This window comes from Mesorhizobium sp. M0051, assembly GCF_040323235.1.
Lineage (GTDB): Bacteria > Pseudomonadota > Alphaproteobacteria > Rhizobiales > Rhizobiaceae > Mesorhizobium.
On sequence record NZ_JAMYUT010000014.1, the window covers coordinates 12966 to 30522 of the forward strand.

The window sequence follows — 17557 nt, forward strand, 5'->3', positions numbered from 1 at the left end:
GATGAGGCTGCTACAATGGAATCGAACGGTCGTCGGCAAAGGCCTGCAGCAGCGCCCGCATCGGCAACCCCTGCGCCGGCGCCATCAGATTGTCGTCGAAGAACGCCTCCAGCTCATCCAGCGGCAGTTCCGTCAGCATCGCCTTGACCGGGCCGATCGAGGCCGGCGACATCGAGATGGAGCGGAAGCCGAGGCCGATCAACGCCATCGCCGAGATAGGTTTTCCGGCGAGTTCGCCGCACAGGGTCACCGGCGTGTGGTTGCGGACGCCGGCATCGGCGATCTGCTTGAGCACCCGCAGGAACGGCGCCGACAGCGTGTCGAAACGGTTGGCCAATTGCGTGTTGCCGCGGTCGACGGCCATGACGAACTGGAACAGGTCGTTCGAACCGACCGAGACGAAATCGACGGCCTTCATCAATTCGTCGAGCTGGAACAAAAGCGACGGCACTTCCAGCATGGCGCCCAGCTTGAGGCTGGTCGGCAAATGATGGGCAAAACGCGACAGATGCCGCACCTCGCGATCGATGATCTCGCGCGCCTGGGCGATCTCGCCGAGTTCGGTCACCATCGGCAGCATCAGCTTCAATTCGCGCCCGCCGCTGGCCTTGAGCAAGGCGCGGATCTGGGTGCGCAGCAAGCCCGGCCGATCCAGCGTCAGGCGGATCGCCCGCCAGCCGAGCGCCGGATTCTCCTCCTGGATAGAGCCCTTGAAGTAGGGCAGCACCTTGTCGCCGCCAATATCGATGGTGCGGAAGGTAACCGGCTTGCCGCGCGCTGCCTCAAGCACGTCGCGGTAAAGCTTTTCCTGGGCCTCGGCCCGGGGAAATGTCGAGGCGACCATGAATTGCAATTCGGTGCGAAACAGGCCGATACCGGCCGCACCCGCCTCGGCGAGCTGCGGCAGGTCGACCGCAAGACCGGCGTTCATCAGCAGGTCGACCTGGACGCCGTCCTTGGTCGTCGACGGCTTCTTGCGCAGCTCGCGATAGACCTCTTGCCGGCGCGCCCGGAAACGCACCTTTTCGGCATAGGCGGCTTCGAGATCGGCCTGCGGCCGCAAATGGATCACGCCCTCTTCGCCATCGACTATGATGGCGTCGCCGTTTTCCGCCATGGAAACGGCGCCCTTCATCTGGCCGGCGACAGGGATGCCCATGGCACGCGCGACGATGACGACGTGACTGGTCGCGGCACCGTCCTCGAGCACCAGCCCGCGCATCTTGTCCCGGGGATAATCGAGCAGTTCGGCGGCCCCCATCGAACGGGCAACGATGATGGCGTCCTTCGGCAGCGATGCGGCGACATCCTCCGGCCCACGTCCCATCAGCTGGCGCAGCAGCCGGTTGGCGAGGTCGTCGAAGTCGCTCATCCGTTCGCGCAGATACGGATCGGTCATGTGCAGCATGCGGGCGCGCATGTCGCTCTGCACCTTTTCCACGGCAGCCTCGGCCGTCAGGCCGTTGCGGATCGCCTCCTCAAGCCGCCGCACCCAGCCGCGGTCGTTGGCGAACATGCGATAGGCTTCCAGAACCTGGCGATGCTCGCCCTCGAAGGCAACATCGCGGCGCTCCAGCATGTCGTCGATGGACAGCCTGAGCGAGCCGAGCGAGGTTTCGAGCCGGCGGACCTCTTCCTCGCTGTCCTCGTTGAACAGATTGGTGACGACGATGCGCGGCTCGTGCAGCACGACATGGCCAAGCCCGACGCCGTCATTGAAGGACAGGCCGGTGAAGCTGACCGGGCGGCGCAGATCGAGTTCGAGACCGGGCCTGGTCAGCCGCGCCAGATCGCCGGTGGCGATCATCTCGGCGATCACCATGGCGGTGGTTTCCAGCGCCTCGACCTCATCGTCGCGATAGTGACGCATGGTCTTGTTCTGCACCACAAGCACGCCCAATGTGCGCCCTGCCCGCAGCACCGGCACGCCGAGGAAGGAATTGTAGATCTCTTCCCCGGTCTCCGGCAGATAAGCGAAGGCCGGGTGTTCCTGCGCATTCGAGAGATTGAGCGGCCGCGCGCTGGCCGCGATCGTGCCGACCAGGCCTTGCCCCAATCGCAACTGCGCCAGATGGACGGCGTTCGGGTTCAAACCCTCGGTGGCGTAGAGTTCGAGCACCGAATCGGAGCGCAGCACATAGAGCGAGCAGACTTCGGCGACCATATTGGAGGCGATGTCGCGCACGATCCGGTCAAGCCGCTCCTGCGGCTCCAGCGGCTCCTGCATGAGCTCGCGGAGCCGTTTCAGCAAAACGCGCGGGCCACTGGCCTGATCACGCATCGCGGCTTGTTCTCCAATGGGCATTCTGCCCGCCACAGTTTCCACTGCGACCGGCGCACACGCAACAACTCAAATCGTTCTCGCTACTGCTTATCCAGACCGTAGACGGAATGCAAAGTGCGAACCGCAAGTTCGGTGTACGGACCGTCGATCAGGATCGAAATCTTGATCTCCGAAGTCGTGATGGCACGGATGTTGATCGACTTGTCGGCCAGCGCCTTGAAAGCGGTGGCGGCGACGCCGGCATGGCTCCTCATGCCGATACCGATGACGGAAACTTTCGACATGCCGGCTTCCGACTGCACGACATCGTAGCCGATCGACGCCTTGAGGCGCTCCAGCACGGCCAGCGCCTTGTCGACATCGCCCGAGGGCACGGTGAATGTCATGTCGGTAGACTTTCCGTCCTCGGATATGTTCTGGACGATCATGTCGACATTGATGTTGGCCTCGGCCAGCGGCCCGAAGATGCCGGCGGCAACGCCCGGCCGGTCGCCGACCCGGCGCAGCGAAATCTGCGCCTCGTCCTTGGCATAGGCAATTCCGGTGACGACCTGTTGTTCCACGATCTCTTCCTCGTCGCAAATGAGCGTTCCGGGCGGATTGAGCAAATCCCCCATTCCGGGCGCATTGGGATCGTCGAAGGACGACCGCACGAAGGTACGCACCCTGTGCACCATGGCAAGCTCGACCGAACGCACCTGCAGAACCTTGGCACCGAGCGAGGCCATTTCAAGCATTTCCTCGAACGATATCTTGGCCAGACGCCGCGCCTTGGGCTCGATGCGCGGGTCGGTGGTATAGACCCCGTCGACATCGGTGTAGATGTCGCAACGATCGGCCTTGACCGCCGCCGCAATGGCGACCGCGCTGGTGTCGGAGCCGCCGCGGCCAAGCGTGGAGATGCGATTGTCCGGACCGATGCCCTGGAATCCGGCGATCACCGCCACCTGGCCCTCGCCGAAGCGTTTGATCAGGAACGCACCATCAATGTCGAGGATGCGCGCCGCGCCATGCGCATTGTCGGTCTTGATCGGGATCTGCCAGCCCTGCCACGAGCGTGCATGCACGCCCATGTTCTGCAAGGTGATTGCCAGAAGGCCGGCCGTGACCTGTTCGCCGGAAGCGACGACCGCGTCATATTCGCGTGCGTCGTGCATCGGCGAGGCCTCGCGGGTCCAGCCGACCAGTTCGTTGGTCTTGCCGGACATCGCCGAAACGACCACCGCCACCTCATGGCCGGCGTCGACCTCGCGTTTCACATGACGCGCCACGTTGCGGATGCGGGCGATGTCGGCGACGGAGGTTCCGCCGAATTTCATCACGATGCGCGCCATGGAAGCGAAATGCCTTTGACTGAAGCCGGATCCAGCCAAAAAAGGCGGGAATCCCAAAAAGTGGAAGGCCGGCTGACGCCGGCCGCTGAATGCGCGGCCTCCTTAGCCAAATGATGAAGGTTTCGCAAGGCTGGCGGCGGATTGCCGCCTTCAAGAAGACGGCATATTGCGTTCCGCCCCGCCGCCGCTTACGAAATATGGCCCAGGGGAACTCCTTTTGGTTCAGCATTGCAGATGATTACTCGTCTTCGGCGTGCCATGCGGTGGCAATCGCTCCCGCTCATCATCGGCTTCGCAGTGTTGGCGCTGATCGTCGGAAGCCGTGCCATGCTGGTCGAGGGCCAGAGGGCCAATCGCGCCGCCGCGCGCGAAGCAATCGAGTATCAGCAATTGCTTTCCGAGCTGCTTTCGCTGGCGCAAGACGCGGAGGGCGGTCAGCGCGGCTACCTGCTGACCGGCGAGAAATCCTATCTCGAACCCTATCGGCAAGCCGTCGACGCAATTCCCGAGCAACTTGCGCATATCGAAGGCATGACCGCCCCCGACGACCAGGTCGTCCAGCAAATCAACCACATCAAGGAGGCGCTTTCGCAAAAGCAGGCTGAAATGGCCGAGACGATTGCGCTGTATGACCAAGGCAATGCGACAAAGGCGCTGGATCTGGTCCGCAGCGGCCAGGGCAAGGCCGCCATGGACGAAATCCGGACAAGCATGGATGCGATCCGACGCATCAGCGCCGCCGCCCTCGCTGCGCGCGACAGCCATACCGACCAGGTCGAGGCCTGGCTGCGCATCGGTTCGCTGGCGGCGCTGCTGGCGATCTTCCTGCTTGCCGCCTACACGATCAGGCAATCGCGTCGCCGCTTTCACGACGTGGTCGTCGTCCAGGAAGAACTGATGCGCAAGAACATCGCGCTCGGCCATGAGATCCAGACGCGCGAAAAGGCCGAATCCCAGATACGCCAGATGCAGAAGATGGAGGCAGTCGGCCAGCTGACGGGCGGTATCGCCCACGATTTCAACAACATGCTGGCTGTGATCATCAGCGCCATGAACCTCGCCCAGCGCAAGCTGGCGCGCGGCGAACACGACATCGAAAAATTCCTCGAAGCGGCGGTCGACGCAGCGACCCGTGCCGCCAATCTGACGGCCCGGCTGCTCGCCTTCTCGCGTCAGCAGCCACTGGCGCCGCAGATCGTCGACGCCAACCGTCTGCTGACCGGAATGTCGGACCTGATCCGGCGGGCACTCGGCGAAGCCATCCGCATCGAAACCGTGCTGGCGGGCGGCTTGTGGAAGATCCATGCCGACCCGAGCCAGATCGAGAACGCCATTCTCAACCTCGCCGTCAATGCACGCGACGCCATGGGAGATGGCGGCAAGCTGACCATCGAAACCGCCAACAGCCATCTCGACGACAACTACGCCGCAGCACATGCCGATGTCGAGGCCGGCCAGTATGTGATGATCGCCGTCAGCGACACCGGTTCGGGCATGGCCCCCGAAATCATAGCCAGGGCCTTCGAGCCCTTTTTCACCACCAAGCCGGTCAACAAGGGGACCGGCCTGGGACTGAGCCAGGTATTCGGGTTCGTCAAACAGTCGGGTGGCCACGTCAAGATCTATTCCGAACCCGGCGAAGGCACGACGGTCAAGATATACTTGCCGCGATTCTTCGACCCGCAGGGACCTGTCGTGTCGGGCGGGCGCGGCGAGAATCCCGCCGCGCCGGTCACCGAAACGATCCTTGTCGTCGAGGACGATGCCGGCGTGCGTGCCTCCACCACGGATGCCCTGCGCGAACTCGGCTACGCCGTCATCGACGCGGCGAGTGGCCAGGAAGCGTTGCAGAAGCTGGCGGAAAACCCCGGCGTCGCACTTCTGTTCACCGATATCGTCATGCCGGTGATGAACGGCCGCAAGCTGGCGCAAGAGGCGGTCGCGCGCATGCCGCGGCTGAAGGTGATCTTCACCACCGGCTTCACCAGGAACGCCGTGGTGCACAATGGCGTGCTCGACCATGACGTGCATTTCCTGGCCAAGCCCTTCACCATCGAGCAGTTGGCGACGAAACTGCGCGACGTGCTGGACACGAAATAGGCCACATCGGAATGATCTTGATCGCTTCAGCCTGATGCAGCCGAGCTTGCCCACAGGCCGGATAATCGACTACGAACCCGCGCGGCGAAACCTGAAGGACCTCGTCATAGCCGAACATGGGCGCGGCGTAGGCGTAGCGAGCCTCATCGAGACGACGGTAGCTCTGTTCGAGGCGCGCCAGCTTGAGCTCCGGAAAGGTCAGGTAGGCGGCGGGGGCGGGCGTCGCCTCGCCGATGCCGAGATCGAACCGGCGGATCGCCAGAAGGTTCGATGCCGGCGTGAACCCGAGGTCGACGTCGACGAGGCCGGCGACATCCCGCTGGACTTCGCCGTTCAGCATCCAGCGGCCATCCGAACCGCGTTCGATCGCATAATGCAGCTCGCGCGTGCCGAGAAAGCCGTCGACCCGCGCCGCCCGTGTGCGCCAGCCGGCATCGCAATCCACCTCATAGGCAAGGCAGCATGGCTTGCCGTCCTGGATGAAGATGGCCTGCCCCTTGAGGCTGTGCCCGTCGTCGGTCGGCGAAAGCAGGCAGGCGTCGTGGCCCTCCAGGTCCAGCCGGCGCCAGAGGATCGAAGCCGTTTCCTCTTTCATCGTCATCTCCTCGAACTTCAACCCTGTCCTCTTTTCGCCCGGCGGGCCAATTGTGTTTCGACGAGATGCCCGACAGGTGACATGTGCTGACAGAACCTGTCGCTTCGACTGCATCGAAAAATGCTGCCTTGACATTCGCGGTCTCACGCCCGACTTCCTAGCGTTCGAGGAGACCAATCGATGCCAGAGCCCCGACGATCGACGATCGATGCCGGAGAGGTGGAACGCTTTTCCGCCCTAGCCGCCGAATGGTGGAACCCGAACGGCAAGTTCCGTCCGCTGCACAAATTCAATCCGGTCCGGCTGTCCTATATCCGCGACCAGATAGCGACGCGCTTTGGCCGTGATCCACGCGCCGCGAGGCCTTTCGAGGGTCTGCGCATCCTCGACATCGGCTGCGGCGGCGGCCTGTTGTGCGAGCCGATGGCGCGGCTTGGCGCCGAAGTCGTTGGCGCGGATGCCTCCGAAACAAACATCGAAGTGGCCAAGCTGCACGCGGCCGAGGTCAATGTCAGCGTCGATTATCGCGCCACGACTGCCGAGGACCTTGCGGACGCCGGTGAGAAATTCGACGTCATCCTCAACATGGAAGTGGTCGAGCATGTCGCCGACATCGACCTGTTTGTCGCCAAATGCGGCGAGATGGTCCGGCCGGGCGGCATCATGTTCGTGGCCACCATCAACCGCACGCTGAAGGCGCTCGGACTGGCCATCATCGGCGCCGAATACGTGCTGCGCTGGTTGCCGCGCGGCACCCACCAATTCGGCAAGCTGGTGCGCCCGGAAGAGCTTGAGAAGGCACTTGGCAGCGCTGGCCTCACCGTCATCGACCGCACCGGAGTCACCTACAATCCGCTCGCCGACCGTTGGGCGCGCTCGAAGGACATGGACGTCAACTACATGGTGCTGGCGGAAAAAAGCTCGGTCTGACCCTGTTCGGAATCGAGCGGCCGATAGCCACCGCGCCAATAGATCGCCCTGGGCGGCTCGGCCGATACCCGGTGGCGAAGCCGCTCACGCAGGCTGGCTTTGCGACTTCGTGCTGATCTGATTTTGTGCACTGGTGGTGATGAAAACGCCGGCGGTGATGATGACCGCGCCCGCCCAGGTCAGCAACTGATACTGCTCGCCGAGGAAGATCGTGCCGGCAAACAGGCCGACGGCCGCCGCCACGTAGCCGATCTGGCTGAGGTAGACCGGACCGCCGACCGCCTGCAGCCTAAAGAAGAAGGCGAACATCGCCGACGCCGACGCAGCCTGCGCGACGACCACCATCGGCACGCCGCTCAGGGGAGCGAAGGCCTTGACGCCGAACACAGCCAGAATGCCGACAAGCAGTATCGCCGCCGATGCCAGGTGGCTGCCGACGGCAAGCTCGATGGGGCCGGTGCCGTGGGGCCAGTCGGCCGTGCGGTAGATGTTGCCGGCGGCAAGGCTGACCGGGATGAGCAGCCCCATCACCACCCAGACCAGATCGGCCGGCTGGCCGGCCTCGCCGCGCGTCACCGCCACCATGACGGCGCCGACAAAGCCGACGGCAATGCCGACAATGCCCAGCATGTTCGGGCGCCGGACACGCAGCAGGATGGAGAACACCAGCGTGATGACCGGCGACAGGGTGAACATGATGCCGGTATAGCCGGCGCCAAGATGCGGAATGGCCGAGAACATCAGGAGATTGGGCACGGCATAGGACACCGCCGCGGTGACGAAGAAATAGCGCAGTTCGTGCGCCGTGACCCGGACACGCTGGCCGCGTAGCAGCAAGGCGCACAACAGCACGCCGCCGGCGCCAAGCGAGATGACGAAAGCCCAGACCATGGCCGGCACGCCGGCAGCGGTGGCGAGTTTGCCGAATGGCAGCGTCAGGCCGAGCAAACCGCCGGTGACGACCAGCAGTCCGAGCGGCGAATCCCAGAGAAATTTCATCATCGAACCCTGTTGCGAGCGGCCCTTGGCCGGCATTGCATCTTGAGGTAAGATAATGGAAAGATTCTTAACGTCAAGATATATGATGGTGAGACAGTTGGACAGGGCAGCAAGGGCGATCGAGCAATGGAAGCGGGAGCGGCCCGATCTGGATGTCTCGCCCATGGCAGTGCTCGGGCGGCTGAACGAGGCCGCCTCGCTGATCGCCCGCGAGCACCTCGGTCCATTGTTTGCCCGTTATGGATTGCAGTCCGGGGAATTCGACGTGCTGGCCACACTGCGCCGCTCTGGCTCGCCTTACGCGCTGACGCCGACCGCCCTCTATGAAGCGACGATGGTGACGTCCGGCGCCATGACCAACAGGCTCGACCGGCTCGAAACGTCCGGATTGATCCTGCGCGGGCCACACCCCAACGATCGGCGCGGCATCGTCGTGCGGTTGACCGAAAAGGGGCTGGCTTTGATCGACGAGGCAGTTACCGCCCATGTTGCCAACGAGCACAAGATTCTGGCGAGCCTGACGCAGGCAGAAAAGGAAACGCTCTCTCGGCTGCTTGAAAAGCTGATCGGCAGCGTCAGCTAGCCGCTCAGTTGCGGTCGTCCGGGAACACCGGGATCGGCATGAACTCGACGCCGTCCTCGGCCAGGCTCTTGGCCTCGTCCAGCGTCGCCTCGCCATAGATGCCGCGCGGGTCGCTTTCGCCGAAATGGATCTTTCGGGCTTCCTCCGCGAATTTGTCGCCGACATAGTCGGCATTCTCGCGCACCTTCTCGGCCATCGCCTTCAGTTGCGCCAAAGCCTGCTTCTGCGCCTCGCCCATGGCGAGCGCGATCGTTTCCTGCTTGCGCGCCGTGGAGACGGCCGGCGCCATCAGCGCCTTCTGCACCTTGTGCGAGCCACAGGTCGGGCAATCGACAAAGCCGCGCTTCTTCTGGGTATCGAAATCTTCGTTGCTGCGAAACCAGCCTTCGAATTCGTGCTCATGCTCGCAGATCAGGGAAAAACGGATCAAGAGGCTGCACCCCTGAGACGCGGCGCCTCGCCCGAGCCGTTGACGGCAAAATCCCGCGCATTTTTCAAATTGGGGATCTTCTTGCGCGCGGCAAGCGACTGCGCCGGGTCGATTTCGGCGACGATCACTGCCGGCTCATCATGTGCGGCTTCCGCGATGATACGGCCCCACGGATCGACGACCAGCGAATGGCCATAGGTCTCACGGCCGTCTTCATGCAAGCCGCCTTGCGCGGCGGCGACGACATAGGCGCCGTTCTCGATGGCGCGCGCCCTGAGCAGCACATGCCAGTGCGCCTCACCGGTCTGGCGGGTGAAGGCGGCAGGTACGGAAAGCAGATCGGCGCCGGCCAGTGCCTCGGCGCGGAACAATTGCGGAAAGCGCAGATCGTAGCAGATCGCGAAGCCCAGTTTCGCGCCCTCGATCTCGGCAACGACAGCCTCGGTCCCCGGCTCATAGGCAGAGGATTCGCGCCAACTCTCGCCATTGTCGAGATCGACGTCGAACATGTGGATCTTGTCGTAGGTGGCGAGCGTAGCGCCATCCGGGCCAAACAGCAGCGCCCGGTTGGCGAGCTTGCCGTCGGCGCGCGCGATGGCGGTCGAGCCGATATGCAGGAAGACGCCGAACTCCTTGGCAAGTCTGCGCGCGGTCGCGACGACGACATCCTTGTCCTCGGACGTGAAGGACGCGGCGCGGGCTTGCCTGTCGCGGATCAGCGCGCCGGTCATCTCCGGCGTCTGGATGTAAGTCGCACCTTGGCCAGCAGCCTCACGCACCAGCCGCTCGAGATCGACGGCGTTGCGCTCGGGGCTTTCGCCTGAACGCATCTGGATTGCAGCGGCCTTGAAAACACCCATCGCCATCTTCCTCAATTCGTCGCGCCATTGGCGAGCAGTTTGTCCAGCCGGCCTTCGGCTTCCAGCTCATGGAGGTCGTCGCAACCGCCGACATGCGTGTCGCCGACGAAAATCTGCGGAAAGGTCGAGCGGCCACGGGCGCGGGAAATCATCTCCTGGCGCAGTTCCGGCGAGAAGGAGGCATCGTGCTCGGTGAAGGCAACGCCTTTGCGTTCGAGCAGCCGCTTGGCTGCCGTGCAATAGCCGCACATCATGCGGGTGTAGATGGTAACTTCGGCCATGACGAATTTCCGCTGTCGTTGCCGACTTATATAGTCACGGACTCGTCCGCCCGGAAGTCCCCCGGCAACACACGCGCGAAGGTCAGCACGTCGACGGCGGCCGCACCTCCCCTTTTGAGCGCCTTGGTGGCGGAACGCACGGTGGCGCCGGTGGTGTAGACATCGTCGATCAAAAGCACGCGGCGGCCGGCGATCTCGATTTCCGCCTCGGCGGGCACGCGAAAGGCGGCCCGCACATTCTCCTCGCGCTCGCTGCGCTCCAGCCCAACCTGCTGCCGGGTGAGTTTTACGCGCCGCACCGCCGAGGGCGCGAACGGCAAATGACTGAGCGCCGAGACCGCCCTCGCCAATTCCGCCGATTGATTGAACCGCCGCCTGAAAAAGCGCCGCCAGTGCAGCGGCACCGGCACCACCACATCCGCCTGCGCGATGAGATCGGCACCGGCGCGCACCATCCAGCGTGCCATCCATGGCGCGAGATCGGTGCGATCCTGGTATTTCAGCCCCTGCACCATCTGGCGGGCAACGCCGGAATAGGCCACAGCCGCCCGCGCCCGCTCGAAAGGCGGCGGATCGGCAATGGCCTCGGCGGACAGAAAGCCCTCGCCCATATGGTGGGTGAACGGCGTGCCCATCACCGGGCACCATGGCCGTTCCAGCAGCCTGAGCTTCGGCCAGCAGGCGCCGCACAGCACGCCGGGCTGCGAGACATGCCTTCGGCAGCCGGCGCAGACCGGCGGAAACAGGATGCGCGCAGGCCAGCCGAGAGCCGATCGGGCGAAACTACGGATCTCGACGGACTTGATCTTGGGCATCGGATCGGCCACGTGGTTGGTCCTGCGATCACTATATCAACGATCTATAGGCGTGGACAAACAAGGATCTGCCCGTTGCAGCCGATAATGGATACCTCTCTGTGGCTGGCGCACAAGCGGCGCGCGCTTGCCCATCCGGTCGACGGCGCGGACTTCCTCATGCGCCGCACCGCAGAGGACCTTGCCGACCGCCTTGGTGCCGTCGAGCGCCGGTTCGGCAAGGCCGCCGTGCTGTTCTGCCAGACACCGGCTGCAACCGAAATGCTCGCCCAAAGCGGCAAGGTCGCCGACATTGTCCGCGTCGAGACGGATAGGACGTTCCTGAACGATGGCGGCGCCGGCATGATCGCACCACTCGAAACCGTGCCGTTCGAGGCGGAGAGCCTCGATCTGGCGGTCTCGCTTCTGTCGCTGCAGGCGATGAACGACATTCCCGGCATGCTGATCCAGATCCGCCGCGCATTGCGGCCGGACGGGCTTTTCCTCGGCGCCTTTGCCGGCGCCGGCACGCTTTTCGAGTTGCGCGAAAGCCTGCTTGCGGCAGAGACCGAGCTTTATGGCGGCGCCAGCCCGCGTGTGATCCCGTTCACCGACGTGCGCGAGGCCGGTGCGCTTCTGCAGCGCGCCGGCCTTGCTCTGCCGGTCGCCGATGTCGAGACGGTGACGGTGCGCTACGCCAGCCTGTTCAACCTGATGGCGGATTTGCGGGCCATGGGCGAGACCAATGCGCTCACCGATCGCAGCCGGCGGCCGGGCTCGCGCACGCTGTTTGCCCGCGCGGCGGAAATCTACGCAGAGCGGTTCTCCGACCCCGACGGCCGCGTGAGGGCAAGTTTCTCGATTGTCTGGATGTCCGGCTGGGCGCCCGACGCATCGCAGCAAAAACCGCTGAAGCCGGGTTCGGCCAAGGTTTCGCTGAAGGCGATCCTGGAGGCGCCAGACGGGCAATGATCCTGCCCGCAATCGCGGAAGAATTGGATCAGGGGGTGGGTGCGAAAGCGTTCGCAAGCCTGCTGCTGTTGTCGCTGAACAGCCAGATGATCCCGTCGCGGACCTGACCGATGCCGCCGACGATGGCCAGCGACAGCACAGCGATAATCACGCCATATTCGACGGCCGTGGCGCCGGTCTCGTCTTTCAGAAAACGCAGCAGCACTGCTTTCATGGCCTGAACCCCTCTGGCCCGGACCTTACCGGCGATCTGTTAAGAAAGGTTAACGGCAAAGGCTTAACAGGCCGTGAAACAGCCGCGTTCGCGAAAAGTCTTAACCATGTCAGCAATCGCCGCTGCTTCTGCCATTGGACCTGATGATGCAGACCGAACCGGGCTGCGGCTGCAGCACACTGCGGCGCAGCGTATAGGTTTCGCGATGACTCAGTGAGCCGGTGGCCGTCATGTCGAGCCCGGCAAGACCGTCGCGGGCAGACAGCGGGCGTGTCTGGTTGTCGAGGAAAGAAGTCGCGATCAGCGCCAGCGCCACCGCAGCCGAACCGAACAGCAGCGTGATGCGCAATATCCCCATGCCCGCATCGGCGGCGCGAAAGCCGCGCTCTGGCCGGATCGAGTCCCAATCCCTGTCTAGGCTCATGCTATCGCTCCCCAGCAAATCGGCGGCGCGACCGTGAAACGGCCATGCTTCAATTTTTCACGATGAGATAAATCTTCCATTAACGCTGGCTGATACGAGGGCTCGATCGGCAATCGGACGGGAGCGCGCTCAAAGAAGGTCGATGAGGAACGGGATCAGAGGCGCATCGGCCGGCGGCATCGGGTAGTCTCGCATCTGCTTCGGCCGCACCCATTTCAGCGCCTGCCCTTCCCTCGGCTGGGCAATGCCGCGGAAGCGGCGGCAGATGAAAAGCGGCATCAACAGGTGGAAATCGTCGTAGGAATGGCTGGCGAAGGTGAGCGGCGCCAGGCACGGAATGTCGGTTTCGACGCCGATTTCCTCATGCAGTTCGCGAATGATGCATTGTTCGGGTGTCTCGCCGGGCTCGACCTTGCCACCTGGAAATTCCCACAGCCCGGCAAGTTGCTTGCCCTCGGGCCGCTGCGCCAAAAGCACGCGCCCGTCGGCATCGACCAGCGCGCAGGCGGCGACCAGGAGCATGCGCTTGCCGGCGATCATCACATCACTCATGACCAACTTCACCCATGCCACCTTCACCCATAAACAGGCGGCCGGCGGTAGTGGTAGCGGTAGACCTCGTCGAAGCCGAGCGAATGGTAGAGCGCCAGCGCCGGCACATTGCCGGCCTCGACCTGCAGCCAGGCTTCCCGTGCGCCTCGCAACCGCGCCCATTTCAGCGCCGACAGGATCAGGTTGCGGCCGTGGCCCTTGTTGCGCGCCGACTTGTCGGTGGCGACCTCGAACAGGCCGGCGAGATCGCCGTCATGCACGCAGATAAGCGTTGCCAGCGACTCGGTTCCATCTTCGAGCGCGAACAGGCCGGCCTCGGGCTGGATGGCACCGATGATCTCCGACAGCCCAGGCCGCAGCGACACATCCGAACCGCTGACCTTGAGCGAGGCGCCGATAAAGCGGCTGATGTCTTTCAGCGGAATCTGGTCCATGGCGGCGTCGAGGTGCGCGTCGGCCAGCGGCAGCCGCATCACCAGCGACTCGTCGAACCGGCTCCAGCCTTCCTTGTCGAGATGGATGGCGAGCTCGGGACCCGACAGCGGCGACATGCGAAACGTCAGCGGCCTGCCATAGGCATCGAAACGGCGGCTGGCCCGGCCGATACGGTCGGCAATGTGCTGGGTGTCACCGGGATCGAGCGGGTTGACCGAGTTCAGCCGCTTGGCCGGATGGCCGGCGGTCAGCCGCACCACCCAGGTGCCGTCATAGTGGACGGCCGCTGCAGGCCAGGCGCGAAAGCCGGCCGCCTCGTAGCGGCGCACGATCGCGAGCATGCTTGCCGGATGCCTGGAGCCCAAGACCATCAGCTCCGGTAATCGCCGTTGATGGCGACGTATTCCTTGGTGAGATCGCAGGTCCACACCGTCGCCTTGCCCCGGCCGATGCCGATATCGGCGCGGATGCGGATATCGTCGCGCTTCATGTAGGCTGACGTCGCCTGCTCGGAATAGGCAGGATCGCGCTCGCCTTCATGCGCCAGCCTGTTGTCGCCGAACCAGATCGACAGCCGGTCCCGATCGGCGGGCTCGCCGGCCTTGCCGACGGCCATGACGACGCGGCCCCAATTGGCGTCCTCGCCGGCGACCGCCGTCTTGACCAGCGGCGAATTGGCGATCGACAGCGCGATGCGCTTGGCCGAGCGCGCCGATTTGGCGCCGGTGACGGTGACTTCGACCTGCTTGCGGGCGCCCTCGCCGTCGCGCACCACTTGCAGCGCCAGCGATTTCAGCACCTTGCCGAGCGCCCGGCGGAACGCTCCAAGGCGGGCATCCTTGGGATCGGTTATATCAGGCGCGCCGCGCTTGGCGGCCTTGCCGGTGGCGAAAATCAGCAGCGTATCGCTGGTCGAGGTGTCGCTGTCGACGGTGACCGCGTTGAAGGTCTTCGCCGTGCCGCGCGACAACAGGTCCTGCAAAACAGGGGCGGCGATCGGCGCGTCGGTGGCGACGAAGGAGAGCATCGTTGCCATGTCGGGCGCGATCATGCCGGCGCCCTTGGAGATGCCGTTGATGGTGACGTCGGTGTCGCCGAGCTTGACGGTCGCGGTCGCCACTTTCGGATAGGTATCCGTGGTCATGATCGCCTTGGCCGCTTCGGTCCACAGGTCGGGCTTGCCGTTGCTGACCAGCCCCGCCAGCAGATGGCTGAATTTGCTGGTGTCGAGCGGCTCCCCGATGACGCCGGTCGACGCCAGGAAAACCTCGCTTGCCTTGCAGCCGGCCGCCTTGGCCGCCGCCTCGCCCGTCAATGCGGTCGATTCGCGGCCTTTCTTGCCGGTGAAGGCGTTGGCGTTGCCGGAATTGACGACCAGCACCCGCGCCTTGCCGGCGCTGAGATTCTGCCGGCAGAAATCGACCGGCGCCGAGGGGCATTTCGACTTCGTGAACACGCCGGCGACCGCGGTGCCTTCATCGAAAACCATGGTCAGCAGATCGGTGCGGTTCTTGTACTTTATCCCCGCCTCGGCGGTGGCGATGCGCACCCCCTCAATGGCCGGCATTTTGGGGTACTTCTTCGGCGCAAGCGGCGAAATCGTCGTGGACATGCAGACCTCGGGCGGCAAAAATCGCAAGGGAAGGCCGGTTTGCCCGATACGCCGCGCGGGCGCAAGGGCGTTGTCTTCGCTTTGCAGGACGGGCCAACTCGGGATTAAGCGTGCATTTCAAATCTGTTGGCGTCGCCGGGAGCTATGGCGTTATGAGGTCATCGAGGGCAATGACCTCGCCAAGCGCGAATTCGAACATAGCATCGGCGAGTTCTCCCCATCATCCAGATAGGAATTTTTTCCTTGACCCATGAGGGCAGCTATGCTAGATATTCAGCCATGGTGCTGATTGCGCCAGTGACCCGCCGCGCAGGCGGGTTTTGCGTTAGGAGCTTCTCCGCCCAACACGTAGGGGCTTCAAGGGACAAAGTTAACGCGGGTTCGTTGCCTGGCGCGACCATCACCGCCGTCCAGAAGTTTGAAAACGCGGCGTTTCGTTTGAGCGCCAGGTCACCTATGCTGCCGGCAAACTTGGTGGCGAGGACGACAGAAATGGCCGAGGACGCCGATCCGGCGCGCAGATCGATCGGTGCGCGACGCAACCCCGACAGCGCCGATGCCATTCTCGAGGCCGCCGAGGCCGTGCTGGTCGAGGCCGGCTACGCCGGTTTCTCGATCGAGGCGGTGGCGCGGCGGGCCCGCGCCGGCAAACCCACCATCTACCGCTGGTGGCCGAGCAAGGCGGCATTGCTGCTCGAAGTCTACCAGCGCCAGAAACGCGTCGATGTTCCCGATACCGGGCGACTGGAGGAGGATCTCGTCGGCTTCGTGAATAATTTGTTCGCCCACTGGCGCGAGACATCGTCGGGCAGCGTGTTCAGGTCGCTGATCGCCGAGGCTCAGTCGGATGATACGGCGGCGGCTGCGCTCAGCGACTATGCACTGGGCCGACGGTCCCATACCGGTCAGATCGTCGAACGCGCCAAGGCAAGGGGCGAAATCCCGGCCGAAATCGATCCGGCTGTTGTCGCCGACCTGATCGCCTCCTTTGCCTGGAAGGATCTGTTGACCAACCGGCTCGACGAGGACGAAGCGACCATACGCAAGGCAGTCGGTTACATCATGCGAGGCATAGCGGCGCCCGGAAGGTAAAATCGGCCGATGCTGGCCGAAAAAAGGGCGCGGCAACCCTTGGCTGCCGCGCCCCTCTTCAAAAAACTTCCTGCAGGCTTACTTGGCGCTTTCCAGCGTATCGACCGCCTTCTTCAGGTTCGCGTCGGGGATCTCGACCTTGGCGCCGGCGCGCAGCGACTTGACCAGCGCGAAATACTTGTCGCGGATGACCGCCTGCTTGGCTTGGTCCTTGACGTCGTCGAAGGCCGGCGGCTGCTTGGTGCGCTTGTCCTCGAGCTTGATGACATGCCAGCCGAACTGCGACTGCACCGGCTGCTCGGTGTATTTGCCGACCTCGAGCGCGAAGGCCGCCTTGTCGAACTCCGGCACCATCTGGCCGGGTCCGAACCAGCCGAGATCGCCGCCGCTGGTCTTGCCTGAAGGATCGCTGGTGTGCTCGTTGGCGAGCTTCTGGAAATCGGCGCCGCCGTCGAGCTGCTTGATGATGGCATCGGCCTCTTCCTTGGTCTTAACGAGGATATGGCGGGCATGCACCTCGTTGGTGGGCGGCGTGTTGGCGATTTCCTGGTCGTAGCGGGCGCGAACCTCGGCGTCGGTGACCTTGTTGACGACGCCCTTCTCGACCATCTCGCCATGCAGCGCGCGCTGCTGCAGGAAGGCCATGCGGCGCTGGAAGTCGGGATCCTTGTCGAGCCCTGTCGTGACCGCCTGGGCGGCCATGACCCGGATTTCGATGGCGGCCGAAAGAGCGGCGGCGCGGCGCTGTTCGGGCGGCAGCTGTGCAAACTGCTGCGACAGCTCGCCTTCGGCAAGCACCAGGTCGGCCTCGGTCAAGGGCTGGCCGTTGACCGTGGCGATAACCGTATTCGGATCGACCGGTGCCGCGGCCGGCGCAGTTGCATCCGCCGGAGCGGGAGCGGTTTGCTGCGCCATCAGCGGCGACAGCGAAAGGGCCGACAGGCCGAAGGCCAAGCCAAGGCTGGCAAGCGACGCACGGCGGAACAACAAGGACATAAGACGACTCCGGTGGGGATTGTAAGGACGGGTGGCTTCCAGATCAGCCAGATTGTGGCGGAATTTGGCG

At 64.0% G+C, this 17557-nt stretch carries 19 protein-coding genes; 5 read left to right on the plus strand and 14 right to left on the minus strand.

All coding sequences use genetic code 11. The annotated features are described in order from the left end of the window. Nucleotides 1-10 precede the first annotated feature (10 nt). On the minus strand, nucleotides 11-2281 hold the full coding sequence (ptsP, locus tag NKJ90_RS16075) for a phosphoenolpyruvate--protein phosphotransferase (RefSeq protein ID WP_023757177.1): 2271 nt from the start codon (nucleotides 2279-2281) through the stop codon (nucleotides 11-13). A gap of 83 nt (nucleotides 2282-2364) precedes the next feature. Then, nucleotides 2365-3618 carry an aspartate kinase gene (locus NKJ90_RS16080; RefSeq protein ID WP_023757178.1) on the minus strand — a complete coding sequence of 418 codons (1254 nt, stop codon included), beginning with the start codon at nucleotides 3616-3618 and terminating at the stop codon, nucleotides 2365-2367. A 258-nt stretch (nucleotides 3619-3876) separates the two neighbouring features. Here NKJ90_RS16080 and NKJ90_RS16085 point away from each other — a divergent pair, with 258 nt between their 5' ends. Next, nucleotides 3877-5718 carry a CHASE3 domain-containing protein gene (locus NKJ90_RS16085; RefSeq protein WP_352486345.1) on the plus strand — a complete coding sequence of 614 codons (1842 nt, stop codon included), beginning with the start codon at nucleotides 3877-3879 and terminating at the stop codon, nucleotides 5716-5718. On the opposite strand, the gene NKJ90_RS16090 is transcribed toward NKJ90_RS16085, so the two are convergent. Then, nucleotides 5666-6334, minus strand: coding sequence for a putative glycolipid-binding domain-containing protein (locus NKJ90_RS16090; protein ID WP_352486347.1), 669 nt, complete (start codon nucleotides 6332-6334; stop codon nucleotides 5666-5668). The genes NKJ90_RS16085 and NKJ90_RS16090 overlap by 53 nt on opposite strands. A gap of 159 nt (nucleotides 6335-6493) precedes the next feature. Here NKJ90_RS16090 and ubiG point away from each other — a divergent pair, with 159 nt between their 5' ends. Then, nucleotides 6494-7243: a bifunctional 2-polyprenyl-6-hydroxyphenol methylase/3-demethylubiquinol 3-O-methyltransferase UbiG gene (gene ubiG / locus NKJ90_RS16095; protein WP_023757181.1), complete on the plus strand. Its 750-nt coding sequence runs from the start codon at nucleotides 6494-6496 to the stop codon at nucleotides 7241-7243. 84 nt (nucleotides 7244-7327) lie between these two features. Here ubiG and NKJ90_RS16100 read toward each other — a convergent pair whose 3' ends face one another. After that, nucleotides 7328-8242: a DMT family transporter gene (locus NKJ90_RS16100; RefSeq protein WP_023757182.1), complete on the minus strand. Its 915-nt coding sequence runs from the start codon at nucleotides 8240-8242 to the stop codon at nucleotides 7328-7330. A gap of 97 nt (nucleotides 8243-8339) precedes the next feature. Between NKJ90_RS16100 and NKJ90_RS16105 the strand changes: the two genes are divergently transcribed. Next, on the plus strand, nucleotides 8340-8825 hold the full coding sequence (locus NKJ90_RS16105; protein WP_023757183.1) for a MarR family winged helix-turn-helix transcriptional regulator: 486 nt from the start codon (nucleotides 8340-8342) through the stop codon (nucleotides 8823-8825). Between the two features lie 4 nt (nucleotides 8826-8829). On the opposite strand, the gene NKJ90_RS16110 is transcribed toward NKJ90_RS16105, so the two are convergent. From NKJ90_RS16110 to NKJ90_RS16125, 4 genes are read right to left on the minus strand one after another with little or no spacing between them, the layout of a single operon-like run. After that, a complete protein-coding gene (locus tag NKJ90_RS16110) occupies nucleotides 8830-9255 on the minus strand; it encodes a DUF1178 family protein (protein ID WP_023757184.1) in 426 nt (141 codons plus the stop codon). Beyond that, nucleotides 9252-10115, minus strand: a complete 864-nt coding sequence (locus NKJ90_RS16115) for a carbon-nitrogen hydrolase family protein (RefSeq protein ID WP_023757185.1) — start codon at nucleotides 10113-10115, stop codon at nucleotides 9252-9254. The genes NKJ90_RS16110 and NKJ90_RS16115 overlap by 4 nt, the downstream gene beginning before the upstream one ends. An 11-nt stretch (nucleotides 10116-10126) precedes the next feature. Beyond that, nucleotides 10127-10396 (minus strand): glutaredoxin 3, encoded by a 270-nt coding sequence (grxC, locus tag NKJ90_RS16120; RefSeq protein ID WP_023757186.1) that lies wholly within the window; start codon nucleotides 10394-10396, stop codon nucleotides 10127-10129. A gap of 26 nt (nucleotides 10397-10422) precedes the next feature. After that, nucleotides 10423-11223, minus strand: a complete 801-nt coding sequence (locus tag NKJ90_RS16125; RefSeq protein ID WP_023757187.1) for a ComF family protein — start codon at nucleotides 11221-11223, stop codon at nucleotides 10423-10425. A gap of 63 nt (nucleotides 11224-11286) precedes the next feature. Here NKJ90_RS16125 and NKJ90_RS16130 point away from each other — a divergent pair, with 63 nt between their 5' ends. Next, a complete protein-coding gene (locus NKJ90_RS16130) occupies nucleotides 11287-12162 on the plus strand; it encodes a methyltransferase domain-containing protein (protein ID WP_023757188.1) in 876 nt (291 codons plus the stop codon). A gap of 28 nt (nucleotides 12163-12190) precedes the next feature. On the opposite strand, the gene NKJ90_RS16135 is transcribed toward NKJ90_RS16130, so the two are convergent. From NKJ90_RS16135 to argJ, 5 genes are all read right to left on the minus strand, one after another. Next, entirely contained in the window at nucleotides 12191-12376 is a 186-nt protein-coding gene (locus tag NKJ90_RS16135; protein ID WP_023757189.1) for a Flp family type IVb pilin, read from the minus strand. A gap of 109 nt (nucleotides 12377-12485) precedes the next feature. Beyond that, nucleotides 12486-12800 (minus strand): hypothetical protein, encoded by a 315-nt coding sequence (locus NKJ90_RS16140; RefSeq protein ID WP_023757190.1) that lies wholly within the window; start codon nucleotides 12798-12800, stop codon nucleotides 12486-12488. Between the two features lie 129 nt (nucleotides 12801-12929). Then, nucleotides 12930-13352, minus strand: coding sequence for a (deoxy)nucleoside triphosphate pyrophosphohydrolase (locus NKJ90_RS16145; RefSeq protein ID WP_023757191.1), 423 nt, complete (start codon nucleotides 13350-13352; stop codon nucleotides 12930-12932). Nucleotides 13353-13375: 23 nt separating this feature from the next. Continuing rightward, on the minus strand, nucleotides 13376-14128 hold the full coding sequence (locus NKJ90_RS16150; protein WP_031259569.1) for a GNAT family N-acetyltransferase: 753 nt from the start codon (nucleotides 14126-14128) through the stop codon (nucleotides 13376-13378). A gap of 29 nt (nucleotides 14129-14157) precedes the next feature. Further along, a complete protein-coding gene (gene argJ / locus NKJ90_RS16155; RefSeq protein WP_023757193.1) occupies nucleotides 14158-15399 on the minus strand; it encodes a bifunctional glutamate N-acetyltransferase/amino-acid acetyltransferase ArgJ in 1242 nt (413 codons plus the stop codon). 492 nt (nucleotides 15400-15891) lie between these two features. Here argJ and NKJ90_RS16160 point away from each other — a divergent pair, with 492 nt between their 5' ends. Further along, the gene (locus tag NKJ90_RS16160; RefSeq protein ID WP_023757194.1) at nucleotides 15892-16491 is read left to right on the plus strand and encodes a TetR/AcrR family transcriptional regulator; all 600 of its coding nucleotides are present in this window, start codon (nucleotides 15892-15894) and stop codon (nucleotides 16489-16491) included. A 78-nt stretch (nucleotides 16492-16569) separates the two neighbouring features. On the opposite strand, the gene NKJ90_RS16165 is transcribed toward NKJ90_RS16160, so the two are convergent. Continuing rightward, complete coding sequence (locus tag NKJ90_RS16165; RefSeq protein WP_023757195.1) at nucleotides 16570-17487, minus strand: peptidylprolyl isomerase; 918 nt, start codon at nucleotides 17485-17487, stop codon at nucleotides 16570-16572. Between the last annotated feature and the right edge of the window lie 70 nt (nucleotides 17488-17557).